The organism is Pseudomonas sp. LH1G9 (assembly GCF_002949975.1).
Taxonomy (GTDB): domain Bacteria; phylum Pseudomonadota; class Gammaproteobacteria; order Pseudomonadales; family Pseudomonadaceae; genus Aquipseudomonas; species Aquipseudomonas veronii.
This window is the reverse complement of record NZ_CP026880.1, coordinates 5,395,755-5,420,830: the sequence shown is the minus strand read 5'-3', so window position 1 is coordinate 5,420,830 and position 25,076 is coordinate 5,395,755. Positions and strand designations below refer to the sequence as shown.

Annotated in this window: 21 protein-coding genes and 1 pseudogene; 11 read left to right on the top strand and 11 right to left on the bottom strand. The window is 61.5% G+C overall.

What is annotated here, in order from left to right; translation table 11 throughout:
- Window positions 1–61 precede the first annotated feature (61 nt).
- The 3 genes from C5F70_RS24975 to C5F70_RS24965 are packed head-to-tail and all read left to right on the top strand — an operon-like array spanning window position 62 to window position 1,825.
- The gene (locus C5F70_RS24975) at window positions 62–700 is read left to right on the top strand and encodes an FMN-binding negative transcriptional regulator (protein WP_104904224.1); all 639 of its coding nucleotides are present in this window, start codon (window positions 62–64) and stop codon (window positions 698–700) included.
- Entirely contained in the window at window positions 697–1,143 is a 447-nt protein-coding gene (locus C5F70_RS24970) for a GNAT family N-acetyltransferase (RefSeq protein ID WP_104904223.1), read from the top strand. The genes C5F70_RS24975 and C5F70_RS24970 overlap by 4 nt, the downstream gene beginning before the upstream one ends.
- Window positions 1,144–1,153: 10 nt before the next feature.
- Window positions 1,154–1,825 carry a GNAT family N-acetyltransferase gene (locus C5F70_RS24965; RefSeq protein ID WP_017850023.1) on the top strand — a complete coding sequence of 224 codons (672 nt, stop codon included), beginning with the start codon at window positions 1,154–1,156 and terminating at the stop codon, window positions 1,823–1,825.
- A gap of 584 nt (window positions 1,826–2,409) precedes the next feature.
- On the opposite strand, the gene C5F70_RS24960 is transcribed toward C5F70_RS24965, so the two are convergent.
- A complete protein-coding gene (locus C5F70_RS24960) occupies window positions 2,410–3,312 on the bottom strand; it encodes a homocysteine S-methyltransferase family protein (protein ID WP_177410567.1) in 903 nt (300 codons plus the stop codon).
- Window positions 3,313–3,424: 112 nt separating this feature from the next.
- Between C5F70_RS24960 and C5F70_RS24955 the strand changes: the two genes are divergently transcribed.
- Both C5F70_RS24955 and C5F70_RS24950 read left to right on the top strand, forming a co-directional pair.
- The gene (locus tag C5F70_RS24955) at window positions 3,425–4,246 is read left to right on the top strand and encodes an ABC transporter substrate-binding protein (protein ID WP_017850025.1); all 822 of its coding nucleotides are present in this window, start codon (window positions 3,425–3,427) and stop codon (window positions 4,244–4,246) included.
- Window positions 4,243–5,073, top strand: a complete 831-nt coding sequence (locus C5F70_RS24950) for an amino acid ABC transporter permease (RefSeq protein WP_017850026.1) — start codon at window positions 4,243–4,245, stop codon at window positions 5,071–5,073. Before C5F70_RS24955 ends, C5F70_RS24950 begins: the two co-directional genes overlap by 4 nt.
- Before the next feature lie 4 nt (window positions 5,074–5,077).
- Here C5F70_RS24950 and C5F70_RS24945 read toward each other — a convergent pair whose 3' ends face one another.
- Both C5F70_RS24945 and C5F70_RS24940 read right to left on the bottom strand, forming a co-directional pair.
- Entirely contained in the window at window positions 5,078–5,359 is a 282-nt protein-coding gene (locus C5F70_RS24945) for a helix-turn-helix domain-containing protein (protein WP_017850027.1), read from the bottom strand.
- Window positions 5,356–5,568: pseudogene (locus tag C5F70_RS24940) on the bottom strand (type II toxin-antitoxin system HipA family toxin); the annotation flags it as partial. The gene C5F70_RS24945 and the pseudogene C5F70_RS24940, both read right to left, overlap by 4 nt.
- A 410-nt stretch (window positions 5,569–5,978) precedes the next feature.
- Between C5F70_RS24940 and C5F70_RS24935 the strand changes: the two are divergent.
- Window positions 5,979–7,271, top strand: a complete 1,293-nt coding sequence (locus C5F70_RS24935) for an autotransporter domain-containing protein (protein ID WP_026140406.1) — start codon at window positions 5,979–5,981, stop codon at window positions 7,269–7,271.
- A gap of 46 nt (window positions 7,272–7,317) precedes the next feature.
- On the opposite strand, the gene C5F70_RS24930 is transcribed toward C5F70_RS24935, so the two are convergent.
- The 3 genes from C5F70_RS24930 to C5F70_RS24920 all read right to left on the bottom strand — a co-directional run bounded on the left by C5F70_RS24930 (window position 7,318) and on the right by C5F70_RS24920 (window position 11,912).
- Window positions 7,318–8,523 (bottom strand): ISL3 family transposase, encoded by a 1,206-nt coding sequence (locus C5F70_RS24930; protein WP_026139890.1) that lies wholly within the window; start codon window positions 8,521–8,523, stop codon window positions 7,318–7,320.
- Window positions 8,524–8,676: 153 nt separating this feature from the next.
- On the bottom strand, window positions 8,677–10,485 hold the full coding sequence (oadA, locus tag C5F70_RS24925; RefSeq protein WP_017850030.1) for a sodium-extruding oxaloacetate decarboxylase subunit alpha: 1,809 nt from the start codon (window positions 10,483–10,485) through the stop codon (window positions 8,677–8,679).
- 11 nt (window positions 10,486–10,496) lie between these two features.
- Entirely contained in the window at window positions 10,497–11,912 is a 1,416-nt protein-coding gene (locus C5F70_RS24920; RefSeq protein ID WP_003213442.1) for an acetyl-CoA carboxylase biotin carboxylase subunit, read from the bottom strand.
- Window positions 11,913–12,108: 196 nt separating this feature from the next.
- Between C5F70_RS24920 and C5F70_RS24915 the strand changes: the two genes are divergently transcribed.
- Window positions 12,109–13,083: a LysR family transcriptional regulator gene (locus C5F70_RS24915; RefSeq protein ID WP_046485919.1), complete on the top strand. Its 975-nt coding sequence runs from the start codon at window positions 12,109–12,111 to the stop codon at window positions 13,081–13,083.
- On the opposite strand, the gene C5F70_RS31260 is transcribed toward C5F70_RS24915, so the two are convergent.
- From C5F70_RS31260 to C5F70_RS24900, 3 genes are all read right to left on the bottom strand, one after another.
- Window positions 13,013–13,210: a PA3496 family putative envelope integrity protein gene (locus C5F70_RS31260; RefSeq protein WP_079444958.1), complete on the bottom strand. Its 198-nt coding sequence runs from the start codon at window positions 13,208–13,210 to the stop codon at window positions 13,013–13,015. The two genes, C5F70_RS24915 and C5F70_RS31260, sit on opposite strands and share 71 nt — an antisense overlap.
- Before the next feature lie 221 nt (window positions 13,211–13,431).
- Window positions 13,432–14,298 carry a transcriptional regulator HexR gene (gene hexR / locus C5F70_RS24905; RefSeq protein WP_017850032.1) on the bottom strand — a complete coding sequence of 289 codons (867 nt, stop codon included), beginning with the start codon at window positions 14,296–14,298 and terminating at the stop codon, window positions 13,432–13,434.
- Window positions 14,299–14,460: 162 nt separating this feature from the next.
- On the bottom strand, window positions 14,461–17,334 hold the full coding sequence (locus C5F70_RS24900) for an EAL domain-containing protein (protein ID WP_017850033.1): 2,874 nt from the start codon (window positions 17,332–17,334) through the stop codon (window positions 14,461–14,463).
- 279 nt (window positions 17,335–17,613) lie between these two features.
- Between C5F70_RS24900 and uvrD the strand changes: the two genes are divergently transcribed.
- The 3 genes from uvrD (at window position 17,614) to C5F70_RS24885 (ending at window position 21,525) form a co-directional block, all read left to right on the top strand.
- Window positions 17,614–19,797: a DNA helicase II gene (gene uvrD / locus C5F70_RS24895; RefSeq protein WP_017850034.1), complete on the top strand. Its 2,184-nt coding sequence runs from the start codon at window positions 17,614–17,616 to the stop codon at window positions 19,795–19,797.
- Between the two features lie 315 nt (window positions 19,798–20,112).
- The gene (locus C5F70_RS24890) at window positions 20,113–20,982 is read left to right on the top strand and encodes a Tim44 domain-containing protein (protein ID WP_017850035.1); all 870 of its coding nucleotides are present in this window, start codon (window positions 20,113–20,115) and stop codon (window positions 20,980–20,982) included.
- A 135-nt stretch (window positions 20,983–21,117) separates the two neighbouring features.
- Window positions 21,118–21,525 carry an SMI1/KNR4 family protein gene (locus tag C5F70_RS24885; RefSeq protein WP_017850036.1) on the top strand — a complete coding sequence of 136 codons (408 nt, stop codon included), beginning with the start codon at window positions 21,118–21,120 and terminating at the stop codon, window positions 21,523–21,525.
- A gap of 37 nt (window positions 21,526–21,562) precedes the next feature.
- Here C5F70_RS24885 and C5F70_RS24880 read toward each other — a convergent pair whose 3' ends face one another.
- Entirely contained in the window at window positions 21,563–23,326 is a 1,764-nt protein-coding gene (locus tag C5F70_RS24880; RefSeq protein ID WP_017850037.1) for a cation:proton antiporter, read from the bottom strand.
- 288 nt (window positions 23,327–23,614) lie between these two features.
- Here C5F70_RS24880 and C5F70_RS24875 point away from each other — a divergent pair, with 288 nt between their 5' ends.
- Entirely contained in the window at window positions 23,615–24,100 is a 486-nt protein-coding gene (locus C5F70_RS24875) for an acyl-CoA thioesterase (protein ID WP_017850038.1), read from the top strand.
- Window positions 24,101–24,168: 68 nt separating this feature from the next.
- Here C5F70_RS24875 and pdxY read toward each other — a convergent pair whose 3' ends face one another.
- Window positions 24,169–25,041: a pyridoxal kinase PdxY gene (gene pdxY, locus C5F70_RS24870; RefSeq protein ID WP_017850039.1), complete on the bottom strand. Its 873-nt coding sequence runs from the start codon at window positions 25,039–25,041 to the stop codon at window positions 24,169–24,171.
- Window positions 25,042–25,076: the final 35 nt, after the last annotated feature.

Genomic DNA, 25,076 nt, shown 5'->3' with positions numbered 1-25,076 from the left:
TGGCTCTTACAACGAACCATTAGCCTGCCTAGGATGCAGGCATTCGCCAAGGAATACTTTTATGTACACACCACGCGCCTTTGCCCTCGACGATTTGCCCGAACTGCAGCAACTGATCCAGCACACGCGCCTGGCGCAGGTGGTGACCGTGGGTGAACACGGCCTGCTGGCCAGCCACCTGCCACTGCTGCTCAACCCCAACGAAGGCCCGAATGGTACGCTCTACGGCCACATGGCCAAGGCCAACCCACAGTGGCACGACCTGCAGAACGGCGGCGAAGCGCTGGTGATCTTTGCCGGGGCCGACGCCTATGTCAGCCCGGCGTTTTACCCGAGCAAGGCCGAGCACGGCAAAGTGGTGCCCACCTGGAATTACCTGGCCGTGCATGCCTACGGCACGGCCGACGTGTTTACCGACGCCGAGCGCCTGCTCGGCGTGGTCAGCGCCCTCACCGACCGCCACGAAGGCCGCCGCGCCCAGCCCTGGAAGGTCAGCGACGCCCCGGCCGACTACATTGAAGGCATGCTCAAGGCCATCGTCGGTTTCGCCGTGCCCATCGAACGTCTGATCGGCAAACGCAAACTCAGCCAGAACCGCAGTGCCGCCGACATCCAGGGCGTGCGCGAGGGGCTGGCCGCCAGCCTCGACGTGCGCGACCAGACCCTCGCCCGTTTCATTCCCCAAGGAGCCCCAGAATGAGCCCGATCGACATCCGCTCCGTCACCGCCGCCGACCACGCCGCCTGGCTCGCGCTGTGGCACGCGTACTTGCAGTTCTACAACACCGAACTGCCAGACGCCGTCAGCCAGAGCACCTGGCAACGCCTGATCGACGCCCGTGAGCCGACCCATTCCGCGCTCGCCTGGCAGGACGGCAAAGCGGTGGGCATGGTCAACTTCATCTACCATCGCTCCAACTGGAGCATTGAAAACTCCTGCTACCTGCAAGACCTGCTGGTGGCGCCGGCCCAGCGCGGCGGCGGCGTGGGCCGCAAATTGATCGAACACGTCTATGCCACGGCCAAAGCCGACGGCTGCTGCAAGGTCCATTGGCTGACCCACGAGACCAATGCCACCGCGATCCAACTGTACGAACGCATCGCCGAACGCCCTGGCTTCATCCAATTTCGCAAAGGTCTTTAAGGAGCGCAGCATGTCCACCTCTCTCGCCGACTGGCAAGGTGCCCCGGCGCCCACGGTCCAACTGCTCGAAGGGCGTTTCATCCGCCTGGAAAAACTCGACCCGGCGCGCCACGCCGACGGTCTGTGGCAAGCCCTCGAAGGCCCCGGCGCCGACCCCAAGCTGTGGGACTATTTGCCGTATGGCCCGTTCAGCGACCGCACCGCGTTCGATGCCTGGCTGAATAACCATGCCCAGCACAACGAGCCGTATTTCTTCAGCGTGATCGACCGCGCCAGCGGCGATGTGCAGGGCATCCTCAGCCTGATGTCCATCGTCCCGGCCCACGGGCGCATCGAAATCGGCCACGTCACCTTCGGCGCGCCGATGCAGCGCTCGCCGAAAAGCACCGAGGCCGTGTATCTGTTGGCCAAGCATGCTTTCGAACTGGGCTACCGCCGCCTGGAATGGAAATGCAATAACGGCAATGCCCGCTCCAAATACGCCGCCGAGCGCCTGGGGTTCAGTTTTGAAGGGGTGTTCCGCCAGCACATGGTGGTCAAGGGGCAGAACCGGGACACGGCGTGGTATTCGATTCTGGACTCGGAATGGCCGCCGATCGGGGCAGGGTTTGAGCACTGGCTGTCGGAAGCCAATCAGGCAGGTTCAGGCCAATTGAAAAGCCTGGCGGAGTGCCGCGCCTAAATCCCACAGACAGCGCAGCACCAGAATATGAGAGCGGGCTTGCCCGCGAGGCGGTGGGTCAGTCGAGATTGATTTTCGACTGGTCTACCGCTATCGCGGCGTAGGTATCTACACATCCGATGACGCTTAAAACCCCGGTCGTATCGCGAGCTGTTGCCTTGCTGTTGCTTTGCTGTTGCTCTGCTTTTGCTCTGCTTTTGCTCTGCTTTTGCTCTGTTTTTGATTTTGATCTTAGGCGCCCCGTTAACCACGCTGGCCGAACGCAGGCTTGAATCCGTGGGCAACCCGGCAGGACGCCGGGTTAGCCGTCCTGGGCCAGGGATGGCCCATGACGGCGGCCCACGGATTCAAGCCTGCGTTCGGGCATGCCGAGCCTAAGCGAGGCACCGAGTGGTGGGGCAAGAGCGTTTTGCTTACTTTTGCGCTTTTCAAAAGTGAGCCGCCGTAAGGGCGGAACCCATAGCGGCCGTCACCTGAATAATGGATATGTACTCATTCCAACCCGAGCGAAGGGTCGGCCCACAGGCCGCCACGGGAGCAAGCCCCCTCCCACACTCGATCCTCAGTGCAATCCGCACTGGGTGTCAGTCGGCAAGCTGCTCGGCCAACACCGCAATATGCTCCGGTCCGATCCCGCAGCAACCGCCCAAATGGCTGGCGCCGCGCTTCTGCCAATCGGCAGCCCATTGCAGGTAGCCCGGCGGGTCGAGGTCGTCGCGCAACGGGTCGAGGCCGTCGTTGGCCGTGGCCTCCTTGGGCTGTGGCGGGAAGGCGTTGGCATAGGCGCCGATCTGGATCGCCACCCCCAGGCGCTCGAAGGTCTGGCGGGCCGCATCAATCGCCGCGCCGATCACCTCCGGCTGGCTGCAGTTGAACAACAACACCTGCACGCCCAGTTGCGCAGCCGCTTCGGCCGCCTCGGCCACCGGCTCGCCGGAACGCAGGCGCGGCACCTCGTCGGTGTCCTCGTCCTTCAAGGTAAACGACAGCCAGAACGGTTTGCCGTCCGCCGGCAGACCGGCATGAATGGCCCGCGCCTCGATGATCGAACTCTGGGTTTCCGCCAGCCACAGGTCGACATAAGGCGCCAGGCCGGTCACCAGGGGCGTCAGCAGTTCGCTGACCCGGTCGGCCTCGAACAGGTCGGGCCGATACGAGCCGAACAGCGGCGGCAGGGAGCCGGCCACGCGCACTGCTTGGCCGGACGTCACCACCGCGCGTCGCGCCAATTCACCGGCCAACGCCGCCAGGGCCTGGCCCTCGGCGGCAAACCGCGCTTCGCCGATATGAAACGGTACGACGGCGTAGCTGTTGCTGGTGATCACGTCGGCACCGCTCTGGATGTAAGCCGCGTGTACCGCTTCCACCGCCTGCGGCGCTTCGCTCAACGCCAGCGCCGACCACTCCGGCTGTCGGAACGGCGCGCCGCGACGTTGCAGTTCGCGGCCCATGCCACCATCGAGAATTACTGTGCGTACTGCGGCCATATGCTTTTTACTCATAAGCTTATGAAAATAACTCACTATGAGAGTCGCTCTTATAACTATTTAATACGGTAAATTCGCTTCATAACAACTTCTTTTTATTCGGGTGCCTCTCTTGAAACTCAAACCGCTACTGGCCCTGGGCCTGACCATGCTGGCTGCCTCCACCCAAGCCTTCGGCGGTGCAACCCTGGACCGGGTTGAGCAAAACCACGAATTGGTCGGCGTGCTGATGGAAAGCTATCCGCCTTTCTCGTTCCTCAACGAGCAGAACCAGCTCGACGGTTTCGACGTCGACGTGGCCAAGGCCGTCGCGCAAAAACTCGGGGTCAAACTGCGCCTGGAAACCCCGTCCTGGGACGTGATCGCCGCCGGCCGCTGGAGCGGGCGCTACGACATCTGCATCTGCTCGATGACCCCAAGCAAGGCCCGCGCTGAAGTGTTCGACTTCCCCGTGGAGTACTACGCTTCGCCCGCGGTGATCGTGGTCAATGCCAAGGATGAGCGCATCCACGGCGCCAAGGACCTGAGCGGCAAGAAAGTCGGCCTCACCAGCGCCTCCAGCTATGAGAGCTACCTGAACAAAAACCTGGTGATCGAAGGCGCCGAAGACACCCAACTGCAGTACCCGTTCGAGAACGTGCAGATTGCCCCCTACGACACCGACAACGTGGCCTTCCAGGACCTGGGCCTGGGCGCCGGCGTGCGCCTGGATGCGATCCTCACCAACCTGGTCACCGCCCAACCGCGCCTGAGCCAGGACAAGCGCTTCAAGCTGGCCGGCGAAGCGCTGTACGCCGAGCCCAACTCGGTGGCCATCGAAAAAGGCGACCCGCAGTGGGACAGCAAAGTGCGTGAAGTCTTCGCGCAGTTGAAGCAGGACGGCACCTTGAGCAAGCTGTCGCAAAAATGGATCGGCGCCGACATCAGCCAATGACCGCGTTCCCCACCCCACCCAAACCACCGGTCAGCGCGTCGCGGCTACAACGATTCTTCGGTTTTCGCACGCGCCTGTACCTGACCTGGGCCGCGCTGTTCTGCCTGTTCGCCAGCTTCTTCCTGAGCTTTGACCTGAAGTTCTCGATCATCCTCGACAAGCTGCCCAATCTGGTCGGCGTGCATCTGGCGCCCAACGGGTTTCTGCAAGGCGCGGCGCTGACGGTGTTCCTGTGCCTGTGCTCGATCGTGGCGTCATCGATACTGGGCTTTATCACCGCCCTGGGGCGCCTGTCGAAAAGCGCGGTGGCCTTTGGCGTCGCGAGTTTCTATGCCTCATTCTTCCGTGGCACACCGCTGCTGATCCAGATCCTGCTGATCTACCTGGGCCTGCCGCAACTGGGCCTGGTGCCGGGGGCCATCGTCGCCGGGATCATCGCGCTGTCGCTGAACTACGGCGCCTACCTGAGCGAAATCTTCCGCGCCGGCATCCTCGGCGTGCCCCACGGCCAACGGGAAGCCGCCCTGGCCCTGGGCATGCGCGACAGTGCGATCTTCTGGCACGTCACCCTGCCCCAGGCCATGCGTACCATCGTCCCGCCCGCCACCAACCAGTTCATCTCGATGCTCAAGGACTCCTCCCTGATCTCGGTGATGGGCGTGTGGGAAGTGATGTTCCTCGCGCAATCCTACGGCCGCTCCAGCTATCGCTACATCGAAATGCTCACCACGGCGGCGATCATCTACTGGGTGATGTCCCTCGGCCTGGAACTGATCCAGGCGCGCATGGAGCGGCATTACGGCAAGGGGTATGTGCGACGGGGGTGAGGACTCAGTCATCCCACTCGCGACGCACCTTGACCACGCCCATCTGTAAGCCAAAGGGGCGGAACACGGCGTTCAGCGATTTCAGGGTTTGATTGCCCTCGCCGTGTTCGATATGCACCAGGGTACGCACAGAAATTTTGCACATCTTGGCGAACTGGCTTTGGTGCAGGCCCGTGACTTCGGTGCGCAGGCGGCGCACGGCTTCGCCAATTGCAAGGGAACCATCAGCCAGCCCCTGTTCGACACGTTCGATTAACAGGGCGCGGGCATCCAGGGTAATGGTCATTTCAGCCCCCATTGCTTCAGACGCATGTCCAGTTTCCCCAACGGGACGCTGGGGTGGTTCAAGGTGACCGCTGGCAAACCGCCTGCAGCCAAGATGTCCGGCAGAGCTCGCAAGTGTTCGGCGTCTTGTCGCAGCCGCTCAAAACTTTGCTCAGGGTCAATAATCTCGACCAGTGCATCGCAGACCCCTCGCCAATTGATATCACCTGCCCTGCAACGTCCATCAAAACCCTTTTCAGGCTCCGAGAACTCCAACCGCATAGCGTCACGCCAATGACCAGCGGTGAAAATCTGCAGTATCAAAGAGTAGGTCGTTTCCATCTGCATTTAAGTGCACCTGGCAAGCAATGTTCGGGACGCGTACTGCAATATAGTGCATTTCCCGCTCAGCAGACGACCAGATTTACGCATTAAAATGCATTTGTATCGCCAGAATTATTCTAAAAATGCATTTTAATGCAAATGAGATGGCCATTTATCCTGTCGCGGACAAAGCCCGATGCGTTTTTAATCGCACCGCACTACAGACAACTCCCGCAAACCAGGGGTCGATAGCCTGACAGTTATCGCCCCGCCATCTCGCTAAATTTCCGGCCTCATTCATCAGAGGTTGGGATCACATGCCCTTTACACCCCCACGATTTGCACTTGTCATGGCGCTTGCGATCAGCGCCGCCAGCCTTCAACACGCCCAGGCGCGGGGCGATATCGAATACCGGCCGTACCATTTCCAACCCTATGAGGCGCTTGATAATGAGTGGGCAGACGCAGCGTCTGAAAAAGCCGAACCCATCGACGGTTACCTCACTCAGCGCGCCACCACGCACAATGGCCTGCAGCTCGCCAAGGCCCTGGAACCTGCGCTGGTTCAGTTGCTGGAGTCCGGCGAACTGACCTCCGAACAGATCAAAGCCCTGGAAAAATTCGCCGACGCGCTGGACAAGCAGCCCGGTGGCATCGGCGCAGCCCTTGAGCAATTGGCCGCCAGCCAGAACGCCAACCTCGCCGCCGCGACCCAGAACACCACGCAGCAACTGAGCAGCCAACTGCTGTCGATCCTGCGCACCCTGCCCGCCGACGACGCTGGCCACTTCTGGGTGCAAAGCCTGGGCAACGACGGCACGCTCGACAAAAAAGGCGGCAGCGCCGGTCTGAAACATGGCACCCAAGGCCTGTTGCTGGGGGCCGACTGGGCGCTGGACCACGCCTGGCGTGTCGGCGTGATGGGCGCCAAATCCAGCAGCCACCTCGACGCCGCGCGTTTTTCCGCCGACCTCGACAGCTGGCACCTGGGCAGCTATGCCGTGCGGCAGGACGGCCCGTTGGCCCTGCGCCTGGGAGCGATCTACAGCAGCCATGACGGACAGAACAAGCGCAGCGTCAAGTTGCTCGATTACACCGAGCAGCTCAGGGCCAATTACAACGCCAACAGCCAAACCGTCTTCTCCGAAATGGGCTACCAATTGGGCACTGCGGATTTGAGCGTGGAACCCTTCGCCGGCCTCGGTTACCAGCGCTATCACCGCGACGGTTTCAAGGAGCGGGGTGGCCTGACCGCGCTGAACGTCGGCTCGCAAAACCAACAGAACCTGAGCAGCACCTTCGGTCTTCGCCTGGCGTCGCTATATCGGTTCGATAACCAGATGAGCCTGGCCCCCCACCTCAGCGCCAGTTGGAAACACCTGTACGGCGACGTCGACAGCCGGGTCAGCCAATCCTTTCGCGCTGCGCCGGGGCTGATTGACAGCTTCACTGTCCAGGGCACGTCGCTGGACCGCGACAGCCTGAACGTCCGAGCCGGCCTGGACCTCGCACTCTCGCCGCAACACACCGTGGGCCTGACCTACGCCAGCGAAACAGGCAACCATAGCCGCAACCAGGGCCTGATGGGCCAATGGCAAATGCGGTTCTGAGCCCACGCTGCGCGCCGGCCAAATTACAGGCGAAAAAAAAGGTTCTTCACGGATTGCCGGGAAAGACGCTCTTGATCTTCATGAAAAAGAATTCGCTGTCCCGGTAACCGTACGCCATTCGTTTGATGACCTTTATTCGATTGTTTATTCCTTCCAACTGACCGGTGTGCATTGGCCAGCGTACCCGGCTCACGATGCCCCGCCAGTAGCCTTTTAGTCGCTTTGCGAACTGGATCAGTGCGGGTATTTCGCTTTCTTGAGCATGACGCAGCCACTGCTTCCAGGCTGATCTCCAGTCCCAGGCATCGCTCGGCGCCCAGAGCATTTTGAGCTCGGCCTTCATCAAGTAGACCGTCATTAACGATTGGTTAGCGGCCAGCAGATCCTGTAAATGAACCTGCTGTTCCGGCTTTTTCAGGTTCTCCGGGTTACGCAATAGCAACCATCGCGCTTGCTTTATGATCTTTCGAGCGGGCTTGTCATGGCGCAATCGGTTCGCCTCGTCAACGCGAACACGATCAATCACTTCTCGGCCATATTTGGCGACCACATGGAAAAGGTCATAAATCACCCGTGCTTTTGGGCAGTGTTGGCGAACCTCCAGGTCATAAGCCGTGTTCATGTCCATCGCTACCGCTTCAATTCGGGCGCACCCTTCTGGCCCCAGCTCTTCGAAAAACGGTCTGACTGCCGCTCGGCTACGGCCTTCGCCGATCCAAAGCACTCGCCGAGTATCAGCGTCCAACACCACGCTGGCGTAGCGATGACCTTTGAATAACGCGAACTCGTCCATTATCAAGCGCCGTGGTTGGGCCTTGGGTAAGGCACTCAACGCCGCTTGCAGAGCGCGCCGCTCCAGCAACCGAACGGTGTCCCAGTGCAGCCCGAACATTTGCGCAACATGCAGTGTAGGAAGGCGTTCGCAGGCTTGAATAACGGCCTCTGCCAGCCGGCGCGTCATGCGGGCATAGCGATCCAGCCAACTGACGACCTCCATGCGCTTGCCACAATCACGGCAACTAACACGCCTGAGCTGCACGTTGAGGCGGACTGCACGACCGAGAATCGGCAAGTCACGCACGACTCGATCGCAGTACTCATGAGTTGTTGAACAGAGCTTTTGGCAGCCACCACAGGTGGGAAATCGCGTGGCCTGGGGGATCAGATCGATTTGAAGGGCATCGCCGTCAGGTTTGATCGCAACGACAGAAAAGCCCTCCCAAAAAGGAAGGAAAGTATTAATATTGCGCATAAGAACGCCGGTTTTTTAGATGTGTTTGCTCGCACGAACATCATCCATCAAATCGGCGTTCTTGTTTCTGTGTTTCCCGGGATTCCGTGAAGAACCAAAAAAAAGGGGAGCACCTGCTCCCCCGAGGATTAAACGGTAGTGTCGAAGGCTGGATCAGCCTTCGATTTCAATCAGGATTTCGCCAGGGTTCACCCGGTCGCCCTTGGCTACATGAACGGCGGTCACCTTGCCAGCAATCGCGGCCTGCACTTCGGTTTCCATCTTCATCGCTTCGGTGATCAGCACCGCCTGGCCGGCCTTGACGACGTCGCCTGGCTTGACCAGCACGTCGACGATATTGCCCGGCATCGTGGTGCTCACATGGCCTGGCTCGGTGGCTTGCTTGCGCTTGCTGCCGCCACCGCCGACGAACTCGTTGAGCGCTTCGAACACCACTTCTTCGGGCATGCCGTCGATGGACAGGTAGAAGTGACGCTTGCCTTCAGCTTTCACGCCAACACCGGTGATGTCGACGCGGTAGCTTTCGCCGTGGACGTCGATGACGAACTCGGTCGGTACGCCTTCGCCACCCGCACGGGCCACGCCGCCGGCTTCCGGGATCGGCAGCAACACTTCCGGAGTCAGGGTGCCGGCGTCGCGTTCTTCGAGGAACTTGCGGCCAATGTCCGGGAACATGGCGTAGGTCAGCACGTCTTCTTCAGATTTGGCCAACGCACCGATTTCGCCGCGCAGCTTGTTCATTTCCGGCTTGAGCAGGTCGGCCGGGCGCACGTCGATCACGTCTTCGCTGCCGATGGCCTGGCGACGCAGTTGCCCGTTCACCGTGCCCGGCGCTTTGCCGTAGCCGCCTTGCAGGTAGAGCTTCACTTCGTTGGTGATGGTCTTGTAGCGCTCGCCGGCCAGCACGTTGAAGAACGCCTGGGTGCCGACGATCTGCGAGGTCGGGGTGACCAGCGGCGGGAAGCCCAAGTCTTCACGCACCCGCGGAATTTCAGCCAGCACTTCGCCCATGCGGTTGAGTGCGCCCTGCTCTTTGAGCTGGTTGGCCAGGTTGGAAATCATCCCGCCCGGCACTTGGTTGACTTGCACGCGCGTGTCGACCGCGGTGAATTCGCTTTCGAACTGGTGATACTTCTTACGCACGGCGTAGAAGTACAGGCCGATTTCCTGCAGCAGTTCCAGGTCGAGGCCGGTGTCGAATTCGCTGCCTTTAAGGGCGGCGACCATCGACTCGGTGCCCGGGTGGCTGGTGCCCCAGGCGAAGCTGGAGATCGCGGTATCGATGTGCTCGGCACCGTTTTCGATGGCCTTGAGTTGGCACATCGCAGCCAAACCCGCCGTGTCATGCGAGTGGATGAACACCGGCAGGCTCTGCTCGGCTTTCAGTGCCTTGACCAGCTCGCCGGTGGCGTATGGCGTGAGCAGGCCGGCCATGTCCTTGATCGCCACCGAGTCGCAGCCCATGGACTCCATTTGCTTGGCCTGGGCCACAAACGCGTCGATGGTGTGTACCGGACTGGTGGTGTAGGCGATGGTGCCCTGGGCGTGTTTGCCGGCGGCCTTGACCGCTTCGATGGCCACGCGCAGGTTACGCACGTCGTTCATCGCGTCGAAGATGCGGAACACGTCGATACCGTTGACGGCGGCCTTGGCGACGAAGGCTTTGACCACGTCGTCGCTGTAGTGGCGATAGCCCAACAGGTTCTGGCCGCGCAGCAGCATTTGCAGGCGGGTGTTAGGCAACGCAGCGCGCAATTTGCGCAGACGCTCCCACGGGTCTTCTTTCAAAAAGCGCACGCAGGCGTCGAAGGTCGCGCCGCCCCAGACTTCCAGGGACCAGTAGCCGACTTTGTCGAGCTTGTCGCAGATCGGCAGCATGTCGTCGGTACGCATGCGGGTGGCCAGCAACGATTGGTGAGCGTCGCGCAGGATGGTGTCGGTGACAAAGATCTTCTTGCTCATTGTTATATTCCTCACAGGCCTGCGTGGGCGGCGATGGCGGCGGCGATGGCCAGGGCCAGCTCTTCGGGTTTGCGCTTGATCGAGTAGTTGGTCAGCTCAGGGTGGCTTTCCACAAAACTGGTGTTGAACTGGCCGCTGCGGAATTCCGGGTTGCGCAGGATTTCCTGGTAGTAGGCGGCGGTGGTCTTCACGCCTTGCAGGCGCATGTCATCCAGGGCACGCAGGCCGCGGTCCATGGCTTCTTCCCAGGTCAACGCCCACACCACCAGTTTCAGGCACATGGAATCGTAGAACGGCGGGATGGTGTAGCCGGTGTAGATCGCCGTGTCGGTACGCACGCCGGGGCCGCCGGGCGCGTAATAGCGGGTGATCTTGCCGAAGCTGGGCAGGAAGTTGTTCTTCGGGTCTTCGGCGTTGATCCGGAACTGCAACGCAAAACCACGGTGCTGGATGTCTTCCTGCTTCACCGAGAGCGGCAGGCCCGAGGCGATGCGGATCTGCTCGCGAACGATGTCGATCCCGGTGATTTCTTCGGTGATCGTGTGTTCCACCTGCACCCGGGTGTTCATCTCCATGAAGTACACCTCGCCCTCGGCGAGCAGGAACTCCACGGTGCCGGCGTTTTCGTAACCCACGGCCTTGGCTGCGCGCACCGACAGGTCGCCGATGTAGGCGCGCTGTTCAGGGGTCAGTTGCGGGCTCGGGGCGATTTCGATGAGCTTCTGGTTGCGGCGCTGGATCGAGCAATCGCGCTCGAACAGATGCACCACGTTGCCAAAGCTGTCACCGAGGATCTGCGCTTCGATGTGCTTGGGGTTGACGATGCATTTTTCCAGGAACACTTCCGCCGAACCGAAGGCCTTGGTCGCTTCGGAGATCACGCGGGGGAAGGCTTGTTCGAGTTCTTCACGGCTGTTGCAACGACGAATGCCGCGACCGCCGCCACCGGAGGTGGCCTTGAGCATCACCGGGTAACCGATGCGGTCGCCTTCGGTGAGGGCTTCGGCGATGTCGGCGACGTTGCCTTCGGTGCCGGGGGTGACCGGTACGCCGGCCTTGATCATGCTGCGGCGCGCTTCGGTCTTGTCGCCCATGCGGCGGATCACTTCCGCGGATGGGCCGATGAATTTAATCCCACGTTCGGCACAAATGTCCGCCAGTTCCGCGTTTTCCGAGAGGAAACCGTAACCGGGATGCAACGCATCGCAACCGGTTTCCACGGCCAGGTTCACCAGCTTGCGCGGGTTCAGGTAACCGGCCAGGGGTTCGGCGCCGATGCTGTGGGCCTCGTCGGCACGTTTGACGTGCAACGCGTGGCGGTCGGCGTCGGAATAGACCGCGACCGAGCGAATGCCCATCTCGGCGCAGGCACGCACGATTCGCACGGCAATTTCACCACGGTTGGCGATCAGGATCTTTTTTATCACTTGGAAATTCCCTTGAGCCGATTGCTGCGTTCTTCGACCCGCTAGACTCGGGTCGGCGCGTGACTAAATGTTTCAAGCCAGTCGCGAGGCACACACTAAGCCTGCTGAGGGATTAACAAAAATCAATAATTATTGGGTCATGCATAAGTAAAGACTTATAGTTGGCGGACCGGACGCCGCCAAGAGGCTTTAAAAAATGCGTAAGTCATTGATGAGGCTGACATTACGTCAACTGCAGATCTTCAATGAGGTGTGTGATTTGCGCTCCTACAGCCGGGCGGCCGAGGAAATGTCCCTCACCCAGCCGGCCGTCAGCCTGCAAATTCGTCAGCTGGAAGAGCTGATCGGCCAGCCGTTGTTCGACTATGTCGGTAAGAAACTTTACATGACCGAGGCGGCCGAAGCGCTGCAACGGGCCAGTCGCGATATTTTCGGACGCCTGGAAAACCTCGATATGCAGCTGTCGGATATGCAGGGCTCGCTGCAAGGCCAACTGAAACTGGCGGTGGAGTCCAGTGCCAAGTACTTCGTGCCACACCTGTTTGCCGCGTTCAAGCGCCAGCATCCGGAGGTGCAATTGCATCTGACGGTGGTCAACCGCGCCCAGGTGATCCGTCGACTGTCGGACAACCGTGATGACTTGGTGATCATGTCCATGGTGCCCCAGGACATGGGCCTCGAATTCCTGCCGTTCCTCAACAACCCGATTGTCGCCGTGGCGCTGCCCGACCACCCCTTGAGCCAGCAAGGAGCGCTGCGCCTGCGCGACCTGGAGCCTTACACGCTGTTACTGCGCGAACCGGGTTCCGGCACGCGGCAGGCTTGCGAGGAGTACTTCAAGGAAAAACGCGTTCACTTCAGCCAGACGGTGGAAGTCGCCTCGGCCGAGGCGCAGCGTGAATGCGTGTTGGCCGGGTTGGGCGTGGCCTTGTTGACACGCCACGCCCTGAACCTGGAACTGGCCACCGGCGGGCTCAAGGAGCTGCCGGTGGAAGAACTGCCGCTGTACCGCAGTTGGTGCCTGGTGCAGGCCAAGGCCAAGCGCCTGTCACCGGTGGCCCATGCGTTCCTGGGCTTTATCCGCAGCGAGCGGGTGCAAATCAGCGCGCTGGCTGAGCGCTTCGCTGGGCAGCCGCGGGTGCCTGCCAGTGCAGTTCCGGGTAGTCCGTGATGCTTTGCAGCAATTGGCGTTGATCACAGCGGTCTTCGATTGCGCGACGGAACGCCATGCGGCGCTGGTCTTCCTGCTGACGACGGGTCTTGACGGAGCTGTTGCTATCTTCGTAGGGCCGGGCCATTTGGAGTCTCCCAATGCGAGTGCGGGGAGTTCAGGATGGGCGCGAGGGATGACGGTTTGGCGGCGCGGGGATGACAGGACGATGAATCTTCTGGACAGGTGAGACATGCACATATGAGAGGGGGCTTGCTCCCGATGGCAGAGTGTCAGTCGATGCATATGCGACTGAACCACCGCTATCGGGAGCAAGCCCCCTCCCACATTTGGATCGCTGTATCGCGCTCAGTCGTCGAGGGCTTTGACGGACTTGGGCGACAGACGAAGGCTGCGCAGGCTGCGCTTGACGCTCTTGAGGTGGTTGACCAGGCTCGGCCCGCGCGCCATGGCCACGCCCATCGCCAGCACGTCGATCACCACCAGGTGGGCGATGCGCGAGGTCAACGGGGTGTAGATTTCGGTGTCTTCGTGGACATCGATCGCCAGGTTGACCGTGGACAGTTCCGCCAACGGCGTCTGGCTCGGGCACAGGGTGATCAGCGTGGCGCCGCTTTCACGCACCAGGTTGGCGGTGATCAGCAAGTCCTTGGAGCGGCCGGACTGGGAAATACAGATGGCCACGTCGGTCGGCTTCAACGTCACGGCCGACATCGCCTGCATGTGCGGGTCGCTGTAGGCCGCCGCCGTAAGCAGCAGTCGGAAGAATTTGTGCTGGGCATCGGCCGCCACCGCACCCGACGCGCCAAACCCGTAGAACTCGACACGCTGGGCCTGGGACATCGCCGTCACGGCCTTTTGCAGCGCCACCGGGTCGAGCTTCTCGCGCACTTCCATCAGGGTGTGCAGCGTGGTGTCGAAGATCTTGAGGCTGTAGTCGGCGACGGAATCGTCTTCGTGAATCGCAAACTGCCCGAAGCTCGCGCCGGCGGCCAGGCTTTGGGCCAGCTTGAGTTTCAGGTCCTGGAAGCCGGAACAACCGATGGCACGGCAGAAGCGCACGATGGTCGGCTCACTGATGCCCACGCTGTGGGCCAGGTCGGCCATGGAACTGTGCATTACGGCCGCAGGGTCAAGCAGCACGTGGTCGGCAACCTTGAGTTCCGATTTGCGTAACAGGTGGCGCGACTGGGCGATATGTTGCAACAGGTTCAAAGGACAGGACTCTTGTTATTGGCAGACGCCAGGGATGTAGCAAGCTTGTAGTTATACTACAAGAATTGCCGTTTTGCCCGTCCGATGCATCACTAAATCGCCCTGCTGCCCTTTGAATCTAAGGGCAGCCAAGTTGTAGCCACAATGGCTGAAGGCACGTCTCTAGGAAAAATCCGCATTCTTCCGTAACAAATCTGCCAGCCCTTCGGCCTTCATCGGCCGGCTGATCAAGTAGCCCTGCACCTCATCGCAACGCTCCCGGCGCAGGAAATCCAGCTGCTGCTGATCTTCCACGCCTTCGGCCACCACCTTGAGCGCCAAACCGTGGGCCATGGCGATGATCGCACGGGTAATGGCCGCGTCTTCCCGCCCCTGGCCGAGGCCGCGGATGAAGGTCTGGTCGATCTTCACGTAGTCCACGGGAATGCGCTTGAGGTAACTGAGGGACGAATAGCCGGTGCCAAAATCGTCGATGGCCAACTTCACCCCCAGGTCGCGCAGTTGCTGGAAGGTGGCGATGATGTGCTCGACACTGTCGAGCAGTTGGCTTTCGGTCAGCTCCAGCTCCAGGTATTGCGGGTCCAGGCCGGTTTCTTCCAGCACCTGGCGCACCAGGCTGACCAGCTTGCCTTGACGCAGTTGATGCACCGACAGGTTCACCGACACGCGTATCGGTGCCAGCCCCTGACGCTGCCACTCACAAGCCTGCCAGCAGGCCTGGCGCAGGACGAATTCGCCCAACGGTACGATCAGGCCGGTTTCTTCGGCCAGGCCGATGAAGTCGCTTGGCGGCACCGTGCCCCACTGCGGATGCTCCCAACGAATCAACGCCTCGGCGGCGTTCAGTTTGCCGCTGGCCAGGCACAATTTCGGTTGGTAGAACACCGACAGCTGGCGCTCGTCGATGGCCTTGCGCAGCTGGTTTTCCAGCTGCAAACGCTCCAGGGTGCTGGCTTGCAGACTGTCGGTGTAGAACTGGAAATTATTCCCGCCCAGGTGTTTGGCGTGTTGCATGGCCATGTTCGCCTGGCTGACCAACGCCGAAATTTCCCGCGCATTATCCGGAAGCAGGCTGACGCCCATCGAGGCGCTGACCACCAACTCATGCCCTTCCACCGTCACCGGCACGCGCAACTTGGCCAGCAGGCGCGTGGCCACCCGCGCCAGGCTTGAGAGGTTGCCGTAGGCATCGAAAAGCACGGCGAACTCATCTCCGGACAAACGCGCGATGGTGTCGGCCTCGGGCAGGGCATTGATCAAACGTCGCGCCATTTTTTGCAGCAATTGGTCGGCGACGTCATGGCCCAGGCTGTCGTTGAGCAACTTGAAACGGTCCAGGTTGATATGCAGCAACGCCAGGCTGCGCCCGCCCTGGCGCACCCGCTGATGCGCTTCGCGCAGCCGCTCGCGAAACAACGAGCGGTTGGCCAGGCCGGTCAATTCGTCATAGTGCGTGAGGTAGCGCATGCGCTCCTCGGATTCGCGCCGCGCCGAGAGATCGGCGAAGAAGCCTACGATATGGCTGACGTTTCCTCGAATATCGCGCACCACGTTCAGTTGCAGCCACTGCGGGTACAGTTCGCCGTTCTTGCGCGTTTCCACCAGCTCGCCCTGCCAGGTACCGTGACTGAGCAGCGCCTGGCGGATCAGCGGAAAGTGCCGCCGAGCGTCGCGGCTGCACGGCAACTCCACCACATTGCGCCCGAGCATGTCGTCGATATCAAAGCCGGTGACGCGACTGAAGGCCTGGTTGACGGCGAGCAGCGCGTAGTCCGGGTCGAGGATCACAATGCCTTCGCTGGCCGCTTCGAATACGGTCGAGGCCAGGCGTTGCTGTTCCTCCAGCGCCTTGCTTGCGCTGATGTCGCGGCGCGTGCCGAGCATGCGCGTCACGCGACCGCTGGGCGCACGCTCCACGGCGCGGCCGCGGTCTTCGATCCACACCCAGTGGCCATCGCCATGGCGCACCCGGTATTCCACCAGATAGTCCTCGCTGCGGCCCTTGAGATGCTCCACCAGGGCACGCTTGAGCAGCGGCAAGTCGTCGGGGTGCAGGCGCGGCTTGAGGTGGCTGAGCATCGCCGTGACGAACTCGGGCTCCAGGCCGAACAGTTCCTTGAGCTGGGTGTGGTGGACCTCGTCGGTTTGCAGATTCCAGTCCCACAGGCCCAGTTCGCTGGCTTGCAGGGCCATCGCCAGGCGCGCTTCGCTTTTATTCAGGGCCAGGCTGGCGGCGTCCAGCTCCTGGCTGCGTTGCGCCACGCGGTCCTGCAGGCCGATTTGCGCTTCGCGCAGTTCCTGCTCGACCTGGCGGCGTTGCTCGACTTCGCGCACCAGCTCCTGATTCAACTGTTCACTGCGCTGCTGTGCCTGTTGCAGATGCTCGATCAGCGCCTGGTTCTGAAAGCGCCGCAACAGCCCGTGCTGGATCAGGCGGTTGACCTGCCACGCCACCACACTCAAGGACGCCAGCAGGATCAGGCCGAGTACACCCCAACCCTGTTGCTGCGCGGCGCCGTTCCAGAAGAGATAGACAATGGCCGGCACCAGGCACGGCAGCGCGAATGACAGGAACGCCGGCAGGCTCACCGCATAGGCGACGCTGGCGGACAACGTCGCCGCACCGATCAGGCCGAACACCCAGGCTTGCTGCGTAAAGCTGTCTGCCGGCACCAGGGCGATGGCGGCGATGGCCAGGGTCAGGCCGCTGACCGCCGAGCCGAGCATGAACATGCGCCGCCAGATCGGTTGGGCCTGGCGGCTGGGCATCGCCGAGTCAAAGGCGGCCACCTGGATCACGCGCAGCGCGACCAGCGCCAGCAGCCAGACCAGCCAGATGCTGTCGAGCAGGTAATGTTTGGGGTTCCAGATCAACCAGGCGCAGACCAGGCCGTTGACCAGCATCAATAAGGTCGGCAGCAGCGAACCCTGGTAGAGCAGGCGCGTGCGTTCGACCGCCATCTCGGTAGCGTAGTGTTTTCGGATAACCTGCGCGGGCGCCGCCATGGGGCTAAACAGGTCGGTGCTGAGGGTCATAGGCAGTGTTCTTATAATGGTGAGCCCGAAACGTCGACGGAGCATACACAAGCAAGCGCTCGGGCCAAACTGCTGCGCGTCATAAAAACCAGCGTGGCGTGCCGCGCAAATCTCGGGGCCAGACGGCTTGAGCGAGACGCGCCGCGGCCTGTGGCCCATGACCAACCAGTCATCAGCCCCGCCGGAACGCGTGCTCGCCCCGGCACGCGCCGCAGGTTTTCCGTCGGCCATCCGCCAATGGGATTTGCCCCACTCCCCCGCGGGCCATAGAATGCGCCGATGCGCGATGATCTCTCCCTTTTGCTGAATTCCCTCAACGATGCCCAACGCCAGGCCGTAGCGGCCCCCGTTGGCCGTCAGTTGGTCCTGGCCGGTGCTGGCTCCGGTAAAACCCGAGTGCTGGTACACCGTATCGCCTGGTTGATCCAGGTCGAGAACGCGTCCCCGCATTCGATCCTGTCGGTGACCTTCACCAACAAGGCCGCTGCCGAGATGCGTCACCGCATCGAGCAGTTGATGGGCATCAGCCCGGCCGGCATGTGGGTGGGCACCTTCCACGGCCTGGCGCACCGCCTGCTGCGGGCGCATTGGCAGGAGGCGGGCCTGGCCCAGACCTTCCAGATCCTCGACAGCGATGACCAGCAACGCCTGGTCAAGCGCGTGATCCGCGAGCTGGGCCTCGACGAACAGCGTTGGCCGGCGCGCCAGGCCCAATGGTTCATCAACGGCCAGAAAGACGAAGGCCTGCGCCCGCAACATATCCAGGCCAGCGGCGATTTGTTCCTGGCCACCATGCGCAGCATTTATGAAGCCTACGAGGCGGCCTGCGTGCGCGCCGGCGTGATCGACTTCTCCGAGCTGCTGCTGCGCGCCCTCGACCTGTGGCGCGATAACCCCGGCCTGCTGGCCCATTACCAGAAACGCTTCCGGCACATCCTGGTCGACGAGTTCCAGGACACCAACGCCGTGCAGTACGCCTGGTTGCGCCTGCTGGCCAAGGGCGGCGACAGCCTGATGGTGGTGGGCGACGACGACCAGTCGATCTACGGCTGGCGCGGCGCGAAAATCGAGAACATCTACCAGTATTCCGAAGACTTCCCGGACGCGGTCACCATCCGCCTGGAGCAGAACTACCGCTCCACCGCCGGGATCCTCAAGGCCGCCAACGCCTTGATCGCCAATAACACCGGGCGCCTGGGCAAAGAGCTGTGGACCGACGGCGGCGAAGGCGAAGCGATCAACCTGTACGCGGCGTTCAACGAGCACGACGAAGCGCGCTACGTGGTGGAAACCATCGAAAGCGCATTGAAAACCGGCCTGGCGCGCAGCGACATCGCGATTCTGTACCGCTCCAACGCCCAATCGCGGGTGCTGGAAGAAGCCTTGCTGCGCGAGCGCATCCCGTACCGTATTTACGGCGGCCAGCGCTTCTTCGAGCGCGCCGAAATCAAGAACGCCATGGCCTACTTGCGCTTGCTGGAAGGTCGCGGCAACGACGCGGCGCTGGAGCGGGTGATCAATATCCCGGCCCGCGGCATCGGCGAAAAAACCGTTGAAGCGATTCGCGACCATGCGCGCCACGCCGATGTGTCGATGTGGGAAGCCATGCGCTTGCTGATCGCCAATAAAGGCCTGACCGGCCGTGCTGCCGGGGCGTTGGGTGTGTTTGTCGAGCTGATCGAGAACCTGGCGGCCAAGTGCGCGGACATGCCCCTGCATTTGATGACCCAGACCGTGATCGAGCAGTCCGGGCTGATTGCCTATCACGAAGCGGAAAAAGGCGAGAAAGGCCAGGCCCGGGTGGAAAACCTTGAGGAACTGGTCAGCGCCGCCCGCGCGTTTGAAAACACCGAGGCCGATGAAGAACTGACCCCGCTCGCCGCGTTCCTCGGCCATGCGTCGCTGGAAGCCGGTGATACCCAGGCCGATGAGCATGAAGACAGCATCCAGCTGATGACCTTGCACAGCGCCAAGGGCCTGGAATTCCCGTATGTGTTCCTGGTGGGCATGGAAGAAGGCCTGTTCCCCCACAAGATGAGCCTGGAAGAGCCCGGCCGCCTTGAGGAAGAACGCCGCCTGGCCTATGTGGGCATTACCCGGGCGATGCAGAACCTGGTGATGACCTACGCCGAGACCCGTCGCTTGTATGGCAGCGAGACCTACAACAAGGTGTCGCGCTTCGTGCGTGAAGTGCCGAAGGGGCTGATCCAGGAAGTGCGCCTGTCCAACAGCGTCAGTCGCCCGTTCGGCGGCGGCCAGCAGCAGAACTCCAGCAGCCTGTTTGCCGGCTCCGAAATTCCGGAAACCCCGTTCAGCCTTGGCCAGCAGGTCAAGCATGCGATCTTCGGCGAAGGGGTGATCCTCAACTTCGAAGGCGCCGGCGCCCAGGCACGGGTGCAGGTGAACTTCGCCGAGGGCAGCAAGTGGCTGATGATGGGTTACGCGAAGCTCGAAGCGGTCTGACACGCTGACCCCTTCCCCCTGTAGGAGCGAGCTTGCTCGCGAAAAACCCTCAGACAACGCGTCTCATCCAGGATGCCCGCGTTATCGTTGGCGATCTTCGCGAGCAAGCTCGCTCCTACAGACAGAAGGACGGTTCAGCATGAAGGTTTCGCGTCCACCCTTGTTTTTGATGCGTGCGGGCCAATATCTGTAACTAGTCCTACAGACCCTTCGGATTCTGTCTTACGCAAAAGCCCGAAACATTATGTCGCTAGCCACTGTCACGACACCTGTGCAACATGGCGCGCGTGCAATCCACAAATGGGAATTCCCTTTATGAAACGTTTTCTTAGCATCGCCATGGCGCTGTGCATTGGCCTGACGATGAGCCTCGATGCCAACGCCAAACGCTTCGGTGGCGGCAAAAGCATAGGCTCGGCACCAACTCACCAGACCAGCCAAATGGCTCCGTCCGCCGGCGTCGGCGGTGCAGCCGCCACTGCCGGCGCGGCCGGTGCCGCTGGCGCAGCCGCCAAGGCCGGCGGTGCTTCGCGCTGGTTGGGCCCTCTGGCCGGTATCGCCGCCGGTGGCCTGCTCGCATCCATGTTCATGGGCGGCGGCTTCCAGGGCATGCAGATCTTCGACATCCTGATCATGGCGGTCATCGCCTTCCTGATCTTCCGCTTCATCGCCGCCCGTCGTCGCAAGCAGCAGGAGCACATGGCTCCAGCCGGCGCGCCGATGCAGCGTGAAGTGTTCGAGCAGAAGCCAGCCATGGGTTCGATCTTCGGTGGTTCGGCCGCGCCTGCTGCTGCCCGCCCGGTGATCAATGCGCCAGCCTGGTTCAACGAAGAGCGTTTCGTCGAAGCGGCCCGCAGCCACTTCCAGTCCCTGCAGCAGCACTGGGACGCCAACGAAATGGATAAAATCTCCGAGTTCGTGACCCCGCAACTGCTCGAGTTCCTCAAGCGCGAACGCGCCGATCTGGGCGACGGCTTCCAGTCGACCTACATCGACGACCTGCGCGTGCAGCTCGAAGGTGTGGACGATCGCGCCGACAAGACCATCGCCACCCTGACGTTCAGCGGTGTGTCGAAGACCTCGCGTTTCGACCAGGGCGAAGTGTTCAGCGAAAGCTGGAACATGGAACGCGCCCAAGGCGACAACCAGCCTTGGCTGGTCGCCGGTATCCGCCAGAACGGCTGATAGCCACACGCTGAACAAGCCGTAAGCAAAACCCCGGACATGTTCCGGGGTTTTCTATTTCACGGTTGCACTTATAGCGAGCTACTGTATAAAACGCCCCTGTAAACCGCGCCATCTAGCAAGAGGATCCCGGCCGTGGAAGAAGTCATCGAACAATTGCGTGAAGCCAACGAACCGGTTCCGGTTCCTCTGGAACTGCCTGATGAAGACCAACTGGTGGAAATCGAGGAACAGCTGTTCATCGACATCCCGTTTGTCTTCCGCGAATTCCTGCTAACTGTCAGCGACGTGGTGTACGGCAGCCTGGAACCGGTGACCGTCACCGACCCGCAGTCCCACACCTACCTGCCGGATGTGGCGGCCAACGCCTGGGATGCCGGTGTTGACCGCAGCATGATCCCGATCTGCCAGGACGGCGACGACTACTACTGCGTCGAAGAAGACGGCACCGTGGTGCTGTGGTGCGGCGAAGAAGAACTCGTCACCGAAGAAACCTGGGAGTCGGTGTGGCACTGGGCACGGGACGTCTGGCTGGAAAGCTGACACCTGCGGCCTGCTCGCGCGGGGCGGCCCAGCCTCCTCAGTGTTCCGGCGTATCCTTGTGGTTATCCAGAGTCTCCAGCAAAGCGACCTGCATCCGCGTATGCACGCGGATGAACCACCGCCAGAGCACGGCCGCCACCGCCGCCGCGACCACGGCGATCAGCACCAGCAACTTGTTGGTCGGCAGAATACTCGCCGACAACGCCGCCAATAGCAGGAAGATCACCAGCAGCGACAAAATCGGGATCACCTCGGCGATCACCCGACGCACGCGCTGGGTATGCCGCCCGGCCATTTCCGGCTTGACGCTCATCTCTGCCAGCAGCATCGACAGCGCCTTGAGCTTGCGGTACGCCGCAATCAGGAACGGCAGCGACAACAGCAACGCCGCGCCCCAGATCAACGCCTTCTGCCAGCTTGGATCACTGATCCAGCCCTCCAGATACCCGCCGATTCGCAGCGCGAAATAACTGCCGGTAAAGAAGATCGCCACCACCAGCGCCAGGTTCACCCCCACTTGCAGCACGATTTTGCGGATCATCGACGCCAGCAGCGCCCCCTCGCCGTGGGGCTGAATGCTGCGCAGCCATTCGCCATAGAGGCCAAATACCCGGCTCATGCGCTTGGGCATCACGGCAGCAATCTTCAGCGACAATGGGTCGGCGCCGCGAATCAGGTATGGGGTGAGCAATGTGGTGATCGCCGACACCGCGACCGCCACCGGGTAGAGGAAGTCGCTGGTCACCTGCAAGGTCATGCCGAGCGCCGCGATGATGAAGGAAAACTCACCAATTTGTGACAGTCCCATCCCAACGCGCAACGACGTGCGGCCGTCATTGCCGGCGATAAATGCGCCCATGCCGCAGGACAACATCTTACCCAGCACCACGGCCACGCTGATCACGGCAATCGGCCAGGCATATTGCAGCAGGATCTGCGGGTCGATCATCAAGCCAATGGCGACAAAGAAGATTGCGCTGAACATGTCGCGAACCGGCTCGATCAGGCGCTCGATCTTAATCAACTGGCGGGATTCGGCCATGATCGCGCCGATCAGGAACGCCCCCAGCACCATGCTGTATTCCAGCTTGACCACCAGCAGGCAAAAACCGAAGCACAGGCCCAGCACGGTGATCAGCAGCATTTCATTGCTGTCGAACCTGGCCACGTAGGCCAGCAAGCGCGGCACCAGCAAAATCCCGATGACCAGCGCGACGATCATGAACAGCGAGAGCTTGCCGACCGTGGAAAACACTTCACCGGAGCTGACCGTGCCACTGACGGCGATGCTCGACAGCAAGGCGATGATGCCGATGCCGAGGATGTCCTCGACGATCAGCACGCCAAAAATCAGTTGGGCGAAGCGCTGGTCTTTCATCTTCAGGTCGTTGAGCGCCTTGACGATGATGGTGGTCGAGGAAATCGCCAGGATCGCGCCGAGGAACAGCGAGTCCATGGTGTTCCAGTCGAACCAGCGGCCGATCTCGTAGCCGATCCAGATCATCAGCACGATTTCCAGGAAGGCCGCGATAAACGCTGTGGCTCCCACCTTGAACAGCTTGCGCAGGCTGAACTCCAGGCCCAGGCAGAACATCAGGAAGATCACCCCCAGTTCGGCGAGGGTCTTGATGGTGTCTTCATCGTGGATCAGGCCGAACGGCGGCGTGTGGGGGCCGATGATGAACCCGGCGACGATGTAACCGAGCACCACCGGCTGCTTGAGGCGATGAAACAGGATAGTCACGACCCCAGCCACCAACATGATCACGGCCAGATCCTGGATAAAGCTGATGGCGTGCATGGCGAGGGGCTCCTTGAGGGTACTGGCGCTTTTCCCACGTCCACCGCGCCTTTGAAACTTCGTAAAGAGCGGAAGGAAAAGTCTGCCTTGATCGTAAGAAATGCCCTTAGAAAGGCTTTTGAAGGTTAACACCGCGACTTCCGCCGAAAAGCCGGTGCAATATATGGAAACAGATCGCTGCAGGCGTGACGGCAAGCCGCCTACCGGCGTCCCGTAAGAGATGGCGCTGCAATGACTCGAGCATCCACAGAGGTGCCTCCCCACCAATGCCTAACCCGTGAGTGTGCTATGGAACCCGGAAACGCCCAGCTGTCGATGACGGTACTGATGACCCCTGATATGGCCAACTTCTCAGGCAATGTCCATGGCGGCACCCTGCTCAAGTACCTCGACGAAGTGGCCTACGCCTGCGCGAGCCGTTATGCCGGGCGTTATGTCGTGACCTTGTCGGTGGACCAAGTGATTTTTCGTGAACCGATCCACGTCGGCGAGTTGGTGACCTTCCTCGCATCGGTCAACTACACCGGCCACACCTCGATGGAGGTGGGCATCAAGGTGGTGACCGAAAACATCCGCGAGCGCTCTGTGCGCCATACCAACAGTTGCTTCTTCACCATGGTCGCCGTGGACGACCAGCGCAAACCCGCCGCCGTGCCGCAACTGCAACCGCACAACAGCGAAGACCGCCGCCGGTTTGCGCAGGCGCAGCAACGCCGGCAGATCCGCCAGGAGCTGGAAAAGCGCTACCAGGAAATCAAAGCCGACGCGCTGTAAGCACCAGGCTGTATACCCAAGCAAAATGTGGGAGGGGCTTGCTCCCTCCCACATTGGGTGTTGTGTCGTTACAGGCCGATCGGCGTGGCCTCGAAACGCACGCGGGGATGGGCGATGCGATCCTGGGCACGCACCAGCTCCAGTTCATAACTGGCGCAGGCCTGGGTTTCCAGCAGCACTTCATGCACCGCCGCCGCGGTGAACTCGAAAGCGGCCACCAGGCTGTCGCCCAACAATACCCGCGCCAGGAACAACCCTGAGGTCAGGTCGCCCACGCCCACCGGCTGGCGGGGAAACGCCAGCAGCGGCCGACGCAGGTGCCAGCTGCCTTCGGCTGTCACCAGCAGCATCTCAAAGCCTTCCGGCAATTTGCCGGGGTAATCCAGGTGCTTGACCAGCACGGCCTTGGGCCCGCGTGCCAGCAGGGCTTTGGCCATGCCCAGGCAGTCGAACAGCGATTGCGGCTTGCGCCCGGAAAAGCTGTCCAGTTCCAGCTGGTTGGGGCACAGGAAGTCGGCCATGGCAGCGGCTTCGTCCAACAGAAAATCACTGACTTCCTGCGGCACGATGCAGCCCTTTTCCGGGTGGCCCATCACCGGGTCGCACAGGTACAGGGCCTTGGGGTTGATCGCCTTGATCCGCGCCACGCCGGTGAGGATCGCCCGGCCCTGGGCCGCGCTGCCCAGGTAGCCGGAGAGTATGGCGTCGCAGTTGCCCAATTCACCGATGGCCGCAATACCCTCCACCAGCGCTGGAATCTGCTGCGGCGCTAACACTTCGCCCGTCCACTGGCCATACTGGGTGTGGTTGGAGAATTGCACCGTGTTGAGCGGCCACACGTTCACCCCGACCCGCTGCATGGGGAACACGGCGGCGCTGTTTCCGGCGTGGCCAAAGACCACATGAGACTGGATCGCAAGCAGATGAGGTGTGCGTTTCATGCAGGGGATTTCCGTAAAACCATTGAAATTCTGGT

What these genes read in the sequence shown, in the direction of transcription:
- C5F70_RS24975 (WP_104904224.1), top strand. Translation starts at nt 62, where the DNA reads ATGTACACACCACGCGCCTTTGCCCTCGACGATTTGCCCGAACTGCAG.
- C5F70_RS24970 (WP_104904223.1), top strand. Translation starts at nt 697, where the DNA reads ATGAGCCCGATCGACATCCGCTCCGTCACCGCCGCCGACCACGCCGCC.
- C5F70_RS24965 (WP_017850023.1), top strand. Translation starts at nt 1,154, where the DNA reads ATGTCCACCTCTCTCGCCGACTGGCAAGGTGCCCCGGCGCCCACGGTC.
- C5F70_RS24960 (WP_177410567.1), bottom strand. Translation starts at nt 3,312, where the DNA reads ATGGCCGCAGTACGCACAGTAATTCTCGATGGTGGCATGGGCCGCGAA.
- C5F70_RS24950 (WP_017850026.1), top strand. Translation starts at nt 4,243, where the DNA reads ATGACCGCGTTCCCCACCCCACCCAAACCACCGGTCAGCGCGTCGCGG.
- C5F70_RS24945 (WP_017850027.1), bottom strand. Translation starts at nt 5,359, where the DNA reads ATGACCATTACCCTGGATGCCCGCGCCCTGTTAATCGAACGTGTCGAA.
- C5F70_RS24935 (WP_026140406.1), top strand. Translation starts at nt 5,979, where the DNA reads ATGCCCTTTACACCCCCACGATTTGCACTTGTCATGGCGCTTGCGATC.
- C5F70_RS24930 (WP_026139890.1), bottom strand. Translation starts at nt 8,523, where the DNA reads ATGCGCAATATTAATACTTTCCTTCCTTTTTGGGAGGGCTTTTCTGTC.
- oadA (WP_017850030.1), bottom strand. Translation starts at nt 10,485, where the DNA reads ATGAGCAAGAAGATCTTTGTCACCGACACCATCCTGCGCGACGCTCAC.
- C5F70_RS24915 (WP_046485919.1), top strand. Translation starts at nt 12,109, where the DNA reads ATGCGTAAGTCATTGATGAGGCTGACATTACGTCAACTGCAGATCTTC.
- C5F70_RS31260 (WP_079444958.1), bottom strand. Translation starts at nt 13,210, where the DNA reads ATGGCCCGGCCCTACGAAGATAGCAACAGCTCCGTCAAGACCCGTCGT.
- C5F70_RS24900 (WP_017850033.1), bottom strand. Translation starts at nt 17,334, where the DNA reads ATGACCCTCAGCACCGACCTGTTTAGCCCCATGGCGGCGCCCGCGCAG.
- uvrD (WP_017850034.1), top strand. Translation starts at nt 17,614, where the DNA reads ATGCGCGATGATCTCTCCCTTTTGCTGAATTCCCTCAACGATGCCCAA.
- C5F70_RS24890 (WP_017850035.1), top strand. Translation starts at nt 20,113, where the DNA reads ATGAAACGTTTTCTTAGCATCGCCATGGCGCTGTGCATTGGCCTGACG.
- C5F70_RS24880 (WP_017850037.1), bottom strand. Translation starts at nt 23,326, where the DNA reads ATGCACGCCATCAGCTTTATCCAGGATCTGGCCGTGATCATGTTGGTG.
- C5F70_RS24875 (WP_017850038.1), top strand. Translation starts at nt 23,615, where the DNA reads ATGGAACCCGGAAACGCCCAGCTGTCGATGACGGTACTGATGACCCCT.
- pdxY (WP_017850039.1), bottom strand. Translation starts at nt 25,041, where the DNA reads ATGAAACGCACACCTCATCTGCTTGCGATCCAGTCTCATGTGGTCTTT.